13 protein-coding genes are annotated in these 15,187 nt (G+C 71.4%); 12 read left to right on the top strand and 1 reads right to left on the bottom strand.

Going from position 1 to position 15,187, the window contains the following annotated elements:
- From ACIBCM_RS00005 to ACIBCM_RS00035, 7 genes are all read left to right on the top strand, one after another.
- Window positions 1-757: SDR family NAD(P)-dependent oxidoreductase (locus ACIBCM_RS00005; protein ID WP_399238359.1), on the top strand; the 757-nt coding region annotated here is incomplete at its 5' end.
- Window positions 758-962: 205 nt separating this feature from the next.
- Window positions 963-3,071: a hypothetical protein gene (locus ACIBCM_RS00010; RefSeq protein WP_399238361.1), complete on the top strand. Its 2,109-nt coding sequence runs from the start codon at window positions 963-965 to the stop codon at window positions 3,069-3,071.
- A 357-nt stretch (window positions 3,072-3,428) separates the two neighbouring features.
- On the top strand, window positions 3,429-4,556 hold the full coding sequence (gene proB, locus ACIBCM_RS00015) for a glutamate 5-kinase (RefSeq protein WP_399238363.1): 1,128 nt from the start codon (window positions 3,429-3,431) through the stop codon (window positions 4,554-4,556).
- Between the two features lie 134 nt (window positions 4,557-4,690).
- Complete coding sequence (locus ACIBCM_RS00020) at window positions 4,691-5,281, top strand: hypothetical protein (protein WP_399238365.1); 591 nt, start codon at window positions 4,691-4,693, stop codon at window positions 5,279-5,281.
- Between the two features lie 174 nt (window positions 5,282-5,455).
- Window positions 5,456-6,748, top strand: coding sequence for a glutamate-5-semialdehyde dehydrogenase (locus tag ACIBCM_RS00025; RefSeq protein WP_399238367.1), 1,293 nt, complete (start codon window positions 5,456-5,458; stop codon window positions 6,746-6,748).
- A 104-nt stretch (window positions 6,749-6,852) separates the two neighbouring features.
- Entirely contained in the window at window positions 6,853-7,485 is a 633-nt protein-coding gene (locus ACIBCM_RS00030) for a hypothetical protein (RefSeq protein WP_399238369.1), read from the top strand.
- Between the two features lie 915 nt (window positions 7,486-8,400).
- Window positions 8,401-9,522, top strand: coding sequence for a hypothetical protein (locus ACIBCM_RS00035; RefSeq protein ID WP_399238371.1), 1,122 nt, complete (start codon window positions 8,401-8,403; stop codon window positions 9,520-9,522).
- 211 nt (window positions 9,523-9,733) lie between these two features.
- On the opposite strand, the gene ACIBCM_RS00040 is transcribed toward ACIBCM_RS00035, so the two are convergent.
- Window positions 9,734-10,813 (bottom strand): M48 family metallopeptidase, encoded by a 1,080-nt coding sequence (locus ACIBCM_RS00040; protein ID WP_399238373.1) that lies wholly within the window; start codon window positions 10,811-10,813, stop codon window positions 9,734-9,736.
- Between the two features lie 294 nt (window positions 10,814-11,107).
- Here ACIBCM_RS00040 and ACIBCM_RS00045 point away from each other — a divergent pair, with 294 nt between their 5' ends.
- From ACIBCM_RS00045 to ACIBCM_RS00065, 5 genes are all read left to right on the top strand, one after another.
- Entirely contained in the window at window positions 11,108-11,269 is a 162-nt protein-coding gene (locus ACIBCM_RS00045; RefSeq protein ID WP_399238375.1) for a hypothetical protein, read from the top strand.
- Between the two features lie 47 nt (window positions 11,270-11,316).
- The gene (gene nadD / locus ACIBCM_RS00050) at window positions 11,317-11,940 is read left to right on the top strand and encodes a nicotinate-nucleotide adenylyltransferase (RefSeq protein WP_399238377.1); all 624 of its coding nucleotides are present in this window, start codon (window positions 11,317-11,319) and stop codon (window positions 11,938-11,940) included.
- A gap of 19 nt (window positions 11,941-11,959) precedes the next feature.
- Complete coding sequence (locus ACIBCM_RS00055) at window positions 11,960-13,852, top strand: LytR C-terminal domain-containing protein (protein ID WP_399238379.1); 1,893 nt, start codon at window positions 11,960-11,962, stop codon at window positions 13,850-13,852.
- Between the two features lie 163 nt (window positions 13,853-14,015).
- Window positions 14,016-14,447, top strand: a complete 432-nt coding sequence (gene rsfS / locus ACIBCM_RS00060) for a ribosome silencing factor (protein WP_389263760.1) — start codon at window positions 14,016-14,018, stop codon at window positions 14,445-14,447.
- Window positions 14,444-15,100 (top strand): histidine phosphatase family protein, encoded by a 657-nt coding sequence (locus ACIBCM_RS00065; protein WP_399239763.1) that lies wholly within the window; start codon window positions 14,444-14,446, stop codon window positions 15,098-15,100. The genes rsfS and ACIBCM_RS00065 overlap by 4 nt, the downstream gene beginning before the upstream one ends.
- Window positions 15,101-15,187: the final 87 nt, after the last annotated feature.

A 15,187-nucleotide genomic window follows, 5' to 3' on the forward strand; every position in this document is an offset into this window, starting at 1 on the left:
CACGGCGGCGCCCCGGCAGGCCGGGGAGAGCGCGTACCGGGAGCTGCTGGCCGGCCGTACTCTCGTGGTCTTCGGCGGTTCGTACGGTATCGGCGGAGATATCGCCCGGCTGGCCGGGTCCTACGGTGCGCGGGTGTATGCCCTGGGCCGTTCGACCACCGGCACTCATGTGGAGAACCCGGAGCATGTCGGGGAGGCGCTGTCGCGTGCCTACGCGGAGACGGGCCGTATCGACTATGTCATCAACACGGCCGGGGTCCTGCGGGTCGGGAAGCTGGCCGAGACGGACAACAGCACCATCCAGGAGGCGCTGAACGTCAATTATCTGGCGCCTGTCCAGATCGCCCGCGCTTCTTACAAGTATCTGGCGGAGAGCCGGGGGCAGCTGCTTCTCTACACCTCTTCGAGTTATACGCGGGGGCGTGCCGAGTACAGTCTCTATTCGTCGACGAAGGCGGCCATGGTGAATCTGACCCAGGCTCTGGCGGACGAGTGGGCGGCCGAGGGGATCCGGGTCAATTGCGTGAATCCTGAACGTACTGCGACGCCGATGCGGACCAGGGCGTTCGGTACGGAGCCCGCCGGTTCCCTCCTGTCCTCCGAGGCCGTCGCGAGGACCTCCCTCGATGTGCTCCTCTCGGAGCTGACGGGTCATGTCATCGATGTACGGCAGCAGGACCCGACCCGCGGCGCCGGAGAAGCATCCGGCTTCGAACAGGCACTCGCCGCGGTCCTGGACCGCGAGGGGGATGTGTAATAATTCACGCTCGCATCCTTACCGGCATGCGATGAAATTCCCGGACCTCTGTGATTGCCTCGCCGTGAAAAGGCGTGCGAAACGCGGGACGCGAGAGAGACGCGAAATGCGGAGGCTCCGTACGTGAGGCCCCGACTTCCCCGGGAAGCCCCGGCTTCGCGATTCCCCTGAAGGATCGACCGGCACCCTTTGGAGCAGGTTCCCCGTGATTTCGACCGCCATTCGCCTGGTACGAGTCGGCAGCCGGTCAGAGCTGGCCGCCGCCGCTCTGATCGGGCTCGGCTATCCGTGCGTCATGCTCGCCGCGCTGCTCCCGAGCATTCCGCTCTTCGCGGCCGCCGCCGCCGTGACCTATGCCGCGGACTGGTATCTGCACCATCGCCGCAGCTATCTCGTCAACCGGCTCAGCAAGGTCCGGGTGGGCCTGCCGATCCGCTTTCTGCTCCGTCAGCTGCTGCTGGTCCTGCTGCTCGCCCGTGAGGCGCTCGCCCAGACCCCGCTCTTCTACACGGCCGTCGCCGGATTCCTCCTCCTGTACGCCCTCTCGGCGCCGCACGGGGCGCTGGCGACCCTGATCCGGATGCGGCGCATCATGCCGGTCATCACCCGGAACGTGGACCTCCAGAAGATCCGTATCCCGGACGCCCCGCCGAAGGCGCTGCTGCACCGGTCCGGCGAGAAGATGCTCCACCTCGACATCCCCGCCATGGCCGGGGTGCTGACGGCCGCCGCCTCCGGCAGGAACGCCATCGGTTACACGGGGGTCGCCGTGACCGTCGGGCTCGGGCTGCTCTACACCGTGGTCCTCGCGCCCTATCTGCTCAGCCGCCGGGTTCCGCCCGCCGCCACCGTGCTCAAGGCGGTGAGCGACTGGCTGCTGGAGTACCGCCCCACCGTCGCCCTCTACTTCTCCGGCTCGGACGAGTCCGCGTACCAGGTCAACATGTGGCTGGAGACCCTGGAGCAGATCGACGGCCGCCCGCTGATCATCATGCGCGAGCGCGAGCTGGTGCCCAGGCTCAACCCCACCGCCGTACCCGTGCTGTGTGTCCCCGGGGGCATGCACATGATGAACCTCAGCCTCTCCACGGTCCGTGTCGCGCTCTACCCGGCCAATGTCGGCAAGAACATCCACATCCTGCGCGCACCGACCATGAAGCACGTCTTCATCGGGCACGGCGACAGCGACAAGCTCGCCAGCGTCAACCCGTTCAGCAAGGTCTACGACGAGGTGTGGACGGCCGGCCGCGCCGGCCGCGACCGCTACGCCCTGGCCGACGTCGGCGTACGGGACGAAGACATCGTGGAGGTCGGACGGCCCCAGCTCGCCCCCATCCGGGCCGGCGCGGGCAGCCCGAAGCACCCCGTTCCGACGATCCTGTACGCCCCCACCTGGGAGGGCTGGGACGACAACCCGGGCAACACCTCGCTGCTGCTGGCCGGTGAGAACATCGTCCGCCGTCTCCTCGCCGCCGACCCGCCGGTGCGGCTCGTCTACAAGCCGCACCCCTTCACCGGCATCCGCAACAAGAAGGCCAAGGCCGTCCACGAGCGGATCACGGCCATGGTGAAGGCCGCCGCGGCCGAGCGCCGCGCCGACGCCCGCTGGTCCTCCGAGGCCGCCGAGGCGAAGGCCGACCAGGACAGGGCCCGCGCCGAACTCGTCGCCATCAAGGCCGAGCTGGCGGACCTCGCCACCCCCGGCCGCTCCGGCGGCGACGAGGCCGAGGAGTCGAGGGTCTCGCTCTCCGATCCGGTCCGCCTCGCGCGGATCAAGCAGCTGCGGGCCGACTGGAACGACGCCTACTGGCGCTCCACCGGCTGGTGGGAGCACCGGATCGTCACCGGCGACGAGCCCAAGCTGTACGACTGCTTCAACGAGGCCGACGCGATGGTCTCCGACATCTCCAGCGTCGTCTCGGACTTCATGGCGAGCGGCAAGCCGTACGCCGTGACCGACTCCGCCGGGCTGGGCGTCGAGGAGTTCCAGCGGCAGAACACCGCCGCGCGGGCCGCCGTCGTCCTCAGCAACGGCGCCGCCGAACTGGACGCCCTGCTCACCGCCGTCGCCGCACCCGAGCGCGACCCGCTGGCGGACGCGCGGCGCGAGCTGAGGGACTACCTCCTCGGCCCCGACCGCCCCACCTCGCTGGAGCGCTTCAACTCCGCCGTACGCACCCTCCAGGCAGCGGCCGAGGCCCGCAACCGGGCCGTCGAGCAGCGCGCCGACGAGCAGTCCCGGGGGAGGCCGCAGCCCGGCGGTGCCTACCGGGCCGCGGAGCCGAGCGGGGCGGGGGCCCAGCTGGCCCGCTGAACCCGGTCCCGCACCCGGACGCGGGGCCCGCACGGTGACGACACCGCGCGGGTCCCGCGTTCGTGTCCGCCCGCGCACGGCGGCGGGGGCCGGGCCGGGGCGGCGGGCCCGGCGTACTGCCGCCGACTCCTCCGATACGGGGACCCGTGTGTCGTACGGGTCCGGTGTCGCGGGCCCCGCGCGGCGCCTCCGCCGGTGTCCTGCCGTACCGGCGCCGGGTCCCGCGGTACGGCCTCCCGTCACGCCCCGCGACACCCGCGCCCCCGGCGCCGGGGGGTGGTGCCGCCGGGCGGACGGGCCTGTCCAGCGGGTGAAATGGCCGGGCACCCCGTCCGTGCCCTGGCATAGATTCGGCCTGTGACAGTGGCAAGACAGCAGGTAACCCAGGCCCGCAGGATCGTCGTCAAGGTCGGCTCGTCCTCCCTGACCACCGCGTCGGGCGGGCTCGACGCGGACCGGGTGGACGCGCTCGTCGACGTACTCGCCAAGATCCGCAGCGGGGGCGAGAAGGAGATCGTGCTGGTCTCCTCGGGCGCCATCGCGGCCGGACTCGCACCTCTGGGCCTCGCCCGGCGCCCCAAGGACCTGGCCCGCCAGCAGGCCGCCGCCAGCGTCGGCCAGGGACTGCTCGTCGCCCGTTACACCGCCTCCTTCGCCCGCTACGGCGTACGCGTCGGCCAGGTGCTGCTCACCAGCGACGACACCAGCCGCCGCGCCCACTACCGCAACGCCTACCGGACCCTGGACCAGCTGCTCGCCATGGGCGCCGTCCCCGTGATCAACGAGAACGACACGGTCGCCACCGACGAGATCCGTTTCGGCGACAACGACCGCCTGGCCGCGCTGGTCGCCCATCTCGTACGGGCCGATCTGCTGGTGCTGCTGTCGGATGTGGACGGGCTCTACGACGGAGACCCGTCCCAGCCCGGCACCTCGCTCATCGGGGAGGTACGCGGCCCGGCCGACATCGAGCACGTGCAGATCGGCAGCGCGGGCCGGGCGGGCGTCGGCACCGGCGGCATGGTCACCAAGGTCGAGGCCGCCCGGATCGCCACGGCGGCGGGGGTTCCCGTCGTCCTCACCTCCGCCGTGCGCGCCGCCGAGGCGCTGACGGGACGGGCCGCCGGGACGTACTTCCACAGCACCGGACGGCGTTCGGCGGACCGGCTGCTCTGGCTCGCCCACGCCTCCACCCCCCAGGGCGCGCTGATCCTCGACGACGGCGCGGTCAGGGCGGTCGTCGAGGGAAGGAAGTCGCTGCTGCCGGCCGGGATCGCCGCGGTCGAGGGCGAGTTCTCCGCCGGGGACCCCGTGGAACTGCGTGACACCCTGGGCCGGGCGGTCGCCCGGGGGCTCGTGAACTTCGACGCCAAGGAGATCCCGCAGCTCCTCGGCCGCTCCACCCGTGAACTCGCACAGGAACTCGGTCCGGAATACGAGAGGGAAGTCGTACACAGGGACGATCTCGTGGTCCTGCACCCCTGAAACGGCTGAAAGTCCCGCCAACCAACAGGGACCTTTACCAAAACCGCCCCATCCCCGGCCTGGGACTGGTCAACTTTGAGGCGGGGTTGTGGCGGGGGTAGAGCAAGTCGAGACATGCAATCAGGAGGCCGCCGGTGAGACGAGCGCGCCCAGGGGACATGCCCCGAGGCAACGATGGCGTCCCCCACATTCGCAGGGCTACGGGGGAGTCCACCCGTAGATCCGCAGGTGAACCCGCTCGCCGGGCACCGGGCGAGGAACGGACGCTCACCAGCGTCGGGGCGGGTGCCGACTTCGGCGAGGGGACGCCGGCGGGGCACGGGGCCGCTCCGCCGGACTCCTCGGGGCCCGTGGACGGCGACCCGTACGGCGACGAGCGCGCCCAGTCGAAGCTGTGGCACATCACGCTCAGCGTCTCCGGCGCCGAAGCACCGCTCCCGGAGGTCAGGCGCGGCCTCGAACAGCTCGCCCACGACCATCCCTTCCTGCTGACCAGCCGATACGCCGGCGATCACGCGGAGATCCGCTACTGGGAGGAGGCCCGGGACCTCCACGACGCAGCCGCGGTGGCGCTGCGGCTGTGGGGCGAGCACCGCTCGACCGCAAGGCTGCCCCCGTGGACGATCGTCGGGCTGGAGGTCATCGACCGGCAGACCTATCACCAGCGCATCGCGGAGGGGTACGGCCCGCCGCCGGCCGCGCCGGTGGGGGTCCACCCCTTCTGAGCCCCCGGCCGGAGCCTCTCCGGAGCCCTTCCGGCGCCCGTTCCCCGGGCATTCCCGGGCCCTCCGGGTCGTGGGACCCGGCCCGGGGACGTCCGCGGTGCCCGGTGCGGGGCATTCGTCTCGGAGTGCGGGATACCCGCCGGACGTCCGCGGCGAGCGCATTACCCTGCGGGTATGACGACGTCCTCGCCGCTCTCGCCCTACGACAACCTCTCCCCGGTCGCGCAGGCCGCCTACCGGGCGCGCTCCGCCGCCGCCGACCTCGCCCCGCTGCCGCGCTCGGCGAAGGACGATGCGCTGCTGGCGATCGCGGACGCCCTGGAGGTCCGTACGAGCGAGATCGTTTCGGCCAACGCCGAGGACGTCGCCCGGGCTCGTGAGGCGGGCACCGGTGAGGCGATCATCGACCGGCTCACCCTGACCCCGGAACGGGTCCGGGCCATCGCCGCCGACGTCCGCGACGTCGCGGCGCTGCCCGACCCGGTCGGCGAGGTCGTCCGCGGCTCGACCCTGCCCAACGGCATCGACCTGCGCCAGGTCCGCGTCCCCCTCGGTGTCGTCGGGATCGTCTACGAGGCCCGGCCCAATGTCACCGTCGACGCCGCCGCCCTCTGCCTCAAGTCGGGCAACGCGGTCCTGCTGCGCGGCTCGTCGTCCGCGTACTCCTCCAACACCGCCCTCGTACGGGTCCTGCGCGACGCGGTCGGCGGCTCCGGCCTCCCGGCCGACGCGATCCAGCTCGTGCCCGGCGAGTCCCGCGACTCCGTGCAGGAGCTGATGCGTGCCCGCGGTCTGGTGGACGTGCTCATCCCGCGCGGCGGCGCCGGACTGATCCGTACCGTCGTCGAGGAGTCCACCGTCCCCGTCATCGAGACCGGAACCGGAAACTGCCATGTGTATGTGGACGCCGCGACCGATCTCGACATGGCCGTCGACATCCTGATCAACTCCAAGGCGCAGCGGCCCAGTGTCTGCAATGCCGCGGAGACCCTCCTGGTCCACCAGGACATCGCCGCCGCCTTTCTGCCGCGCGCCCTGGACGCCCTCGCCGACGCCGGGGTGACCGTGCACGGCGACGAGCGCGTACTGGAGTACGCGGACGCGACCAAGGCCAAGGTCGTGGCGGCGACGACCGACGACTGGGAGACGGAGTACCTCTCGTACGACATCGCCGCGGCCGTCGTGGACTCGCTGGACGCCGCCGTGGCACACATCCGCCTGTGGTCCTCCGGGCACACCGAGGCGATCGTGACCACCTCCCAGGCGGCGGCCCGCCGCTTCACCCAACTGGTCGACTCGACCACCGTCGCCGTCAACGCCTCGACCCGTTTCACGGACGGCGGCCAGTTCGGCTTCGGCGCGGAGATCGGTATCTCCACCCAGAAGCTGCACGCGCGCGGTCCGATGGGGCTGCCCGAGCTGACCTCGACGAAGTACATCGTCACGGGCGACGGTCACACCCGGTAGGGGCACGCGGGACCCGGCCGTCCGCCGTGGTTCGCGCCATTCCGCCGGGGAGAGAGTTCTCCTTCCGTCTGCCCAAACCCATCTCCCGCGTCTACTCTGAATGCGTGCCGGACGACGTGGGGGGCAGGCCGTTCCCGGACGGCTGGGAGCCCGACGACGACCGCGGAGGCGCGGACGAGGACTTCGCCTCCGTGGTGTTCGACGAGGACTTCGTCCGGGCGGCGGAGGTCCATGAGCCGACCGCCGTCGAGCGGCTGCTCGCCGCCGCCCAGGCCCGCGCGGAGGCCGAGGCGGCCCGCGCCGGATCGGGCCTCGGGGTCACCGAGGACGAGCTGTACGACGGCGGGTACGGGGTCTACGGCCGGGAGCGCGCCTACCGCGACGGCACCGGCTTCGGCGACTACGACGAGTACGCCGACCCCTACGGCAGGCACGGCGGCGCCCTGCGTCCCTACCGCGGCAGCGCCCGCTGGCACCGGCCGGTGGCCTGGGTCCTCGCCCTGCTGATGGGGATCGGGATGGTCGCCCTCGCCTTCACCGCCGTCTACCGGGGCGCCTCGGGCAACCGCCAGGACCAGGTGCCACCGCCCGCGACGACGGGCGTCGACGCCACCAAGACCTCCCGGTCGACCGGCTCCGCCCCGGACCCCAACTCCCTCAGGGACCGTGTCGGCACCCCGTCGGTCTCCGCGGAGCACTCCGCACCCCCGGCCCCTGCCGACCGCCGCGTCCCCTGACCGGCACCCGATCACCGGCATCGCCCTGGGCGACGGCGACGGGGACGGAGATCGCGTCGGCTCCTGCGCGCACGACGGCGACCGTGCTCGGCCTGGGCCTGGGCCTGGGGCGGCGGGCGCGAGCCGGAGCCTGGGACCGCGGGTGCGAGCCGGAGCTTGGGGTAGCGGGCGCGACGCGTCGGGGTCAGCGGCGCGAGCCCGGAGTGTGAGGTCGCGGCCGGGTCGGCTGGGGCACGGAGCTGCCGGGTATGCGGCGCGGACGTGGCTTGGCCGTGGCTTGGGCCCGGGGCGGCGGGCGCGGGCCTGAGGCTGCGTCGGGGTCCGTGCTCGGCTGGGAGACGAGCCCGGGGCGGCGGGCCCGAGCCGGAGCCTGGGGCGGCGGGCGCGACGCGCCCGAGGCCGAAGGCACAGGAGCGGCGGTTGGCGCGGCTCCGCCGTGGTGAGCCTGGGGCGAGCGACATCGGAGCTGCCGGCGGAGTGCGGCGCGGGCTCGGCTGGCCGTGGCATGAGCCCGGGCCGCCGCCGGCGGCGCGGACGCGGGCGGACCGTCGGGCTCAGCCTGTCTGCGGGCCGCCTGAGGCTCAGCGCCCGCAGGCACGGCGAGCTCCACGGCCCTCCCGGCCGGACGCGCCCCCGCCGGATTCCCGTCGGCCGGCCGATCTCCGTCCGGACGCACCCCCTGCCGGGCTTCGAACCGTGTTCTCCTTCCTTGCCGAAGGGAGGCGGGCCCGGTGCTCCGGTGTCCGCCGCCACGGCGTGCCTGGTCCCGTGGCCTCCGGCGCTCGGTCTCCCGCCGGCCGCTGATCACCTTCCGGTCCACCGGTGAACGGATGGGGTACAACTTGGTGAGAACTCGTCAGACTTTGTCGAGTACGGGCGCGTTTACCGAAGCCCCGCCGGACCTAACCTGAAAGTATGGCTGGGCGCCAAGACCCGCCCGAGGGGACGCCGGAGGGGACACCCGAAGGATTTCCCGGCGGTGGAGAGGACGAGTACCGGTCCGTCGTCTTCGACGAATCGTTCGTACAGGCTGCGCGGCTTCAGGAGTTCTCCGCGCAGGAGCGGATGGGCGCCCACGCGCGCGCCGTACGCTCCCTCCCCGGGTGGAAGCCCAAGTCGGGCGGTACCCGGCAGGTCGTGGTGTTGGTGCTTCTGGTGGCCCTCGCCTTCGGGGCGGCGGTCTATCTGGCCGTCCGTCAGCCTTCCCAGACACCCGTCGGCAAACGGGCCGAGCCCTTGCGTATCACGATGATCCCCCTCGCTCCCCAGGGTCCCGTTCCCGGCGGGACACCCGCCGATCTCTACGCGCGCAGCCCCGCCGCGCACTACCGTGTCTCCGCTTCCGGCATCAACCTCCCCGGCGCCCGGCGCACCCGGAACTTCTCCGAGAGCCAGGTGATGACCGCACTGACCATCGCCAAGGACTATCTCGTGGTGTCCTCCCTGGACCCCGATGTCCTCACCGGCGGTGCCGTGCGGCCGGTGCGGGTGCTGCTCGATCCCGATCAGCTGGACCAGTTCGACCGGAGCATGTCGACGCCCGTCGCCGACGGTCACCACGCGGCCACCGGCTGGATGGTGCGCTTCGACCCGGCGAAGGTGGCCCTCGCCGACCCCGAGGTGCGGGTGCGGGGCGGGCTGACCTATCTGGAGGCCGGAGCCGACGCCCTGGAGGTGACGGCGAACCACACCTTCACCTACGCCCTGCGCCCGGCCCGGATGGACGGCACCCCCGCGGGCAGGGCGGGCAAGGCGTCCCTCTTCACGGTCCGCCGGGAACTGCACCTCCGCTTCGACCGTGAGGACCTGGACCACCGCCGTGCGGAGCTGGTCTCCAGCCATGTCCAGGCCGGACCTCAGGCATGCTCCGACGACCCCTCCGGCACCCTGCGCCCCCTGCTCGCGGGCCAGCGCGCCGCCCCCGGTGTCCCCGCCGGCACCGACCCCTATGCCACGGGCGACGCCACAACGGCCCTCTGCGGCTCTCTGTCCCCCTCGGCCCAGCCGAGCCCCTCCCGGAGCTCCCCGAGGCCCTGAGGGCGGCGGTGGGAGACGGCAGGGCGGCTCCCGGCCCGCGACCCCGGCCGGGGCAGCCACCCGGGCCGGGACAGGGACACCCGCCCGGGCCGAATCCCGGGCGCGGCGGGGGCCCGGCGCGGTCCAGCCCGCCGTACGGACGGAGTCCGGGCCTGGCCCGGACTCGGCCCTGCCCCTCGGCCGGCGGCCGGTCGGCCACCGGCCGCGCCCGTCAGCCGCTGCCGTTGCTTCCGCTGTCGCTTCCCCCGCTGGAGGAGCCGCCGGACGCGCCGCCGCCCGTGAACTTGCCGCGGAGCCTGCCGCCCAGGTCGCCCGCGCCGCCGGCTATGTCGCCGACGAGCTTCATCAGCGGATCCTTGCTCGTACGCACCGTGTCCGCGTAGTGCGAGGCGGACTCCCGGAAGGAGCCGCTCACCGAGGTGTCCTTGTCCTCCGAGCGCCGCGGATAGTGACCGTCCATGATCCGCTGGTAGTCACGGCTCTCCGCCCACTTCTTCAGCTCGGCCGCACGGACCGTGGTGAACGGGTGCGAGCGGGGCAGCACATTGAGGATCTTGAGCACGGAGTCGCGCAGATCGCCCCCCTCCTCGTACTCCTCCGCCTGCTTGAGGAACGCGTCGACGTTCATCTCGTGGAGATGGTTGCCTCCGGCTATCTTCATCAGGCCCCGCATCGATGCCTGGAGATCCTGGCCCACCACCAGCCCCGCGCGGTCAGCCGAGAGCTCCGACTTGCGGAACCACTCCCGCAGCGCCGTGACGATGGCCATGATCGCCATATTGCCGAGCGGGATCCAGGCGATCTTCAGTGCCAGATTGGTGAGGAAGAGCAGAATCGTGCGGTAGACGGAGTGGCCCGAGAGAGCATGGCCCACCTCATGGCCGACGACCGCCCGCATCTCCTCCTCGTCCAGCAGCTCCACCAGACCGGTGGTCACCACGATGATCGGCTCGTCCAGGCCGATGCACATCGCGTTGGGCCGCGGGTCCTGGGTGACGTACATCGCCGGGACCTTCTCCAGGTCCAGGATGTAGCAGGCGTCCCTCAGCATGGCGTTGAGGTGAGCGAACTGCTCGTCGCCCACCCGGACCGAATCGGAGAGGAACAGCAGCCGCAGACTGCGCTCCGGGAGCAGTCCGCTCAGTGCCTTGAAGACGGTGTCGAACCCGCTGAGCTTGCGCAGAGCCACCAGCGCCGAGCGGTCCGCGGGATGTTCGTACGCCCGTGAGGAGATGCCCGGGAAGCGCTTGCGCTGCCGGCCCGGCACGTTCTCATGACTGCTTTCGGTCATTCAAGCCCCCTGTTGACCCTGATGATGTGATCGATGACGTGATCGGCGAGTAATAGTCGTCCCCCTGGCAAGCCCCAGCGTAGGCGCTGGTGCCCCAGCCCGTCGGGGGCTGTGGATAACCTGGGAGTACGGGAGCCGCACGCCCGGTTTCCACCCTTCTCAGCTGCACGGCACCGCCGGAACGGCGCCGTGACAACCACAACGACCGAGTCGGCGTAAGCGTGCCCGAGGGGCCCGCATACGATGTGGGCGAAGTCGCTCCGCCTTGATTCCCGATCGATAGGTCCGCTGAAGATGAGCCTCACCAGCACCGCCGCCAACCTGGTCACTCTCGCCGAAGGCGCAGAGCACGGCGGCAATCACCAAAGCCTCGACCCGTACTTCATCGGTGGCAGCGTCCTCTTCGCGCTGCTTCTCCTGCTGTGGATCACCACCCGTTTCAACCGCGACCGCTGAGCCCGGACCGGGCGGCCCGGACGAACGTGCCAGTAGGCTCTGCACGCATGGGAGAGCAGGAAGTGCCTACGGGTACCGCTACCGGCAGGCGTCGACTGGGTGTGATGGGCGGGACATTCGACCCGATCCATCACGGCCACCTGGTGGCCGCCAGCGAGGTGGCCGCCCTTTTCCACCTCGACGAAGTGGTGTTCGTACCGACCGGACAGCCGTGGCAGAAGACCCACAAGGTGGTGTCCCCGGCAGAGGACCGCTATCTGATGACGGTCATCGCCACGGCGTCCAACCCGCAGTTCTCCGTCAGCCGTATCGACATCGACCGCCCGGGGCCGACGTACACGATCGACACCCTGCGGGACCTGCGCTCCCTCAACGAGGACTCCGACCTCTTCTTCATCACCGGAGCCGACGCGCTCTCCCAGATCCTCGGCTGGCGTGACGCGACCGAGCTGTTCTCGCTCGCCCACTTCATCGGAGTGACCCGTCCCGGACATGATCTGACGGACGACGGGCTGCCCGAGGGGAAGGTGTCCCTGGTGGAAGTCCCCGCGCTGGCGATCTCCTCGACCGACTGCCGGGCGAGAGTCGCGAAGGGGGATCCGGTCTGGTACCTCGTACCGGACGGCGTCGTGCGCTACATCGACAAGCGCCAGCTGTACCGCGGCGTGTGAGCCACTGGGAGGGGCACCGGTGAACGACCAGAACCGTCCGTACGACCCGTATCACCAGGAGCCGCAGATCATCGGCTACGACGAGTACGGGCAGCCGGTCTATCAGCAGCCCCAGCAGTACGATCCGTACGCCCAGCAGCAAACCCAGCACCCCGACCAGCACCAGTACCAGCAGGGCCAGGCCGGCGGGGACTACGGCTACGACCCCTACGCCCCGCAGCAGCCGACGACCGGGGAGCACCCGCCGTACGATCCGTACGCCCAGCCCCCGTCGCGGGACCAGGACGGCCACGGCACCCAGGGCGGGCAGGACTACCCGTACGGAAACGACGGCGGTGCCTACGGCGACGCGTACACCGGTGGCGGATACAGCGGCAGTGGGGACAACGGGTACTCCTACGGCACCGGCGGGCAGCCCGCCGCGGTGGACACCACCCGGCAGTGGGACGCCGCACAGCAGTACCAGCAGACCGGATACCCGGCCGAATCGCCCACGGCGACGGCCGCCCCCGGAACCGAAGCATCCGGAGTCCCGTCCTCCGGAGCCGCCGCTCCCGGCTTCCCGGCCGAGGGGTCCCCGTCCGACGGCTCCCTTGCCTCCGCCGCGCCGGGGCGGACCGTACCGGGACCGCGCCGGCCCGGGGACGGCGAGCGCGACTACCGCACCGAGCAGTTCTCCTTCATCGAGGAGCCGGACGAGGACTCCGAAGACGTCATCGACTGGCTCAAGTTCACCGAGAGCCGCTCCGAGCGGCGCGAGGAGGCCAAGCGCCGCGGCCGGCACCGCGTGGTCGCCCTGGTCGTTGTCCTGGCGCTCGTCGTCCTCGGCGGCGTCGGCTATCTGTGGGCCGCCGGCAAGCTGCCCGGTCTGTCGGACGGCGAGTCGTCGGACACGGCCACCGGGCCGCAGAAGCGGGACGTGATCGTGGTCCATCTGCACAACACCAAGAAGAAGGGCGCCACCTCGACCGCCCTCCTCGTCGACAACGTCACCACTCAGCAGGGCACCACCGTCCTTCTTCCCAACGCGCTCTCCGTCGCCAACGACGACGGCACCGGTACCACCCTCGGCAAGTCCGTGGAGGACGACGGCTCCGTGGGGACCCGGGAGGCGGTGGGTTCCCTCCTCGGCGCCAAGATCACCGGCACCTGGCGGCTCGACACCCCGTTCCTGGAGAATCTGGTCGAGCTGGTCGGCACCATCGACCTGACCACCGACACCGCCGTGCCCGGCGACAAGCAGGGCGCCGCGCCGCTGGTGAAGAAAGGCGAGAACCAGACGCTGAACGGCCGGGCCGCCGTCGCCTACGCCACCTATACCGGCCCGGGCGAGGCGGAGGCCGACCAGCTCCAGCGCTTCGGGCAGGTCATGCAGGCCGTTCTGAAGAAGTTCCCGAGCGAGCCGAAGTCCGCGACCGTCACGGTGGAGACCCTGGGGCAGATCCTCGACCCCTCGCTGACCGAGAAGGACCTGGGGGCCTCCCTCGCCAAGCTCGCGGAACACGCCAAGGGCGGCGACTACCGGACCGCGCTGCTGCCGGTCCAGCAGGACGGCACGCTCACCGAGGAGGCGTCGAGCAGCGTCGTCAAGGACATCCTGGGCGGCTCGGTCACGGCTCCGGAGCAGGGGGCGGCCGTCCGCGTCGGCATCAAGAACGGCACCGGGAAGACCTCGGCCACCGAGACCGCCCGGGTCTCCCTGGTCAACGGCGGCTATGCGGTGATCGACAGCGGCAAGGCGGAGACCGTTCCCGCCTCACGGATCACCTACGGTGACGACGCGAAGAAGGAGGAGGCCGCGGAGGTCGCGAAGACCCTGGGTCTGCCCGCGGGCGCGGTGAAGAAGGGCACACCCGCGGCGAACGCCGACATCAGCGTCGTCCTCGGCAAGGACTTCAGGACGGGCGGTTGATCCCCGGGACGGGCGGCTGGCTCCCAGGACGTCCGGCTGAGCGGAAGCCGCCGGTCCGGGCCCTGAGCGGCCCGGACCGGCGGCTCTCCGTAAGGGAGGCGAGGGTTGTCGGTGGTCCGTGAGACCCTTGAGGGGTTACTCGACCGCCGACGAAAGCCTGCTTGTGACCGCTACGGACCGCTCCATCGAGCTTGTCAACACCGCCGCCCAGGCGGCCGCCGACCGGCTCGCGCACGACATCATCGCCTATGACGTCAGTGATGTGCTGTCGATCACCGATGCCTTTCTGCTCGCCTCCGCGCCCAACGACCGCCAGGTCAAGTCGATCGTCGACGAGATCGAGGAGCGGCTGAGCGAGAAGCTGGGCGTCAAGCCGGTCCGCCGTGAGGGCGACCGCGACGCCCGCTGGATCCTCCTCGACTATGTGGACATCGTGGTCCATGTCCAGCACAGCGAGGAGCGTGTCTTCTACGCCCTGGAGCGGCTCTGGAAGGACTGCCCCGAGCTGCCGCTGCCCGAGGACGCCGTGAAGACCCGCGGAAAGGCCAAGGAGCACGCGGAGCTCTCCGGCACAGCGGACGGTGAGTTGAGCTGAACGAGGACGCCTACAAGCGCACGGGCCGCCGTCTCGTCCTGTGGCGGCACGGGCAGACCGCCTGGAATCTGGAGCGCCGCTTCCAGGGCACCACGGACATCGCCCTGACCGAGACCGGTGTCGCCCAGGCCCGCCGGGCGGCGCGCCTGCTCGCCGCCCTCAAGCCGGACGCCATCATCGCGTCCGATCTCCGGCGGGCCGCCGCCACGGCCGGTGAGCTGGCCGGGCTGACCGGCCTCGACGTCTCGTACGACGCCGCCCTGCGCGAGACGTATGCGGGAGTCTGGCAGGGCCTGACCCATCAGGAGATCATCGAGCTGTACGGAGAGCAGTACACGGCCTGGAAGCGCGGCGAGCCCGTGCGCCGGGGCGGCGGCGAACTGGAGACCGAGGTCGCCGACCGGGCCGCGCCCGTGGTCCTCCACCATGCCGAGAAGCTTCCGGAGGACGGCACGCTGGTCGTCGTCAGCCACGGTGGCACCATCCGTACCACCATCGGCCGTCTGCTCGGCCTGGAGTCCGCGTACTGGGAGAGCCTGGGCGGGCTCTCCAACTGCTGCTGGTCCGTTCTCGGCCAGGGCGCGCGCGGCTGGCGGCTGCTGGAGCACAACGCGGGCACCCTGCCGGAACCGGTCCTCGGCGACGACGACTGACCCGCCCGGTCGCGTCCCTCACGCCGGCCGCGGCCCCGTACCTCCGGATTTCACTTTCCGGCAGGTCGCAGGCTAAGGTTCTTCTTG

The sequence above is a fragment of the Streptomyces sp. NPDC051018 genome (genome assembly GCF_044456085.1).
Lineage (GTDB): Bacteria > Actinomycetota > Actinomycetes > Streptomycetales > Streptomycetaceae > Streptomyces.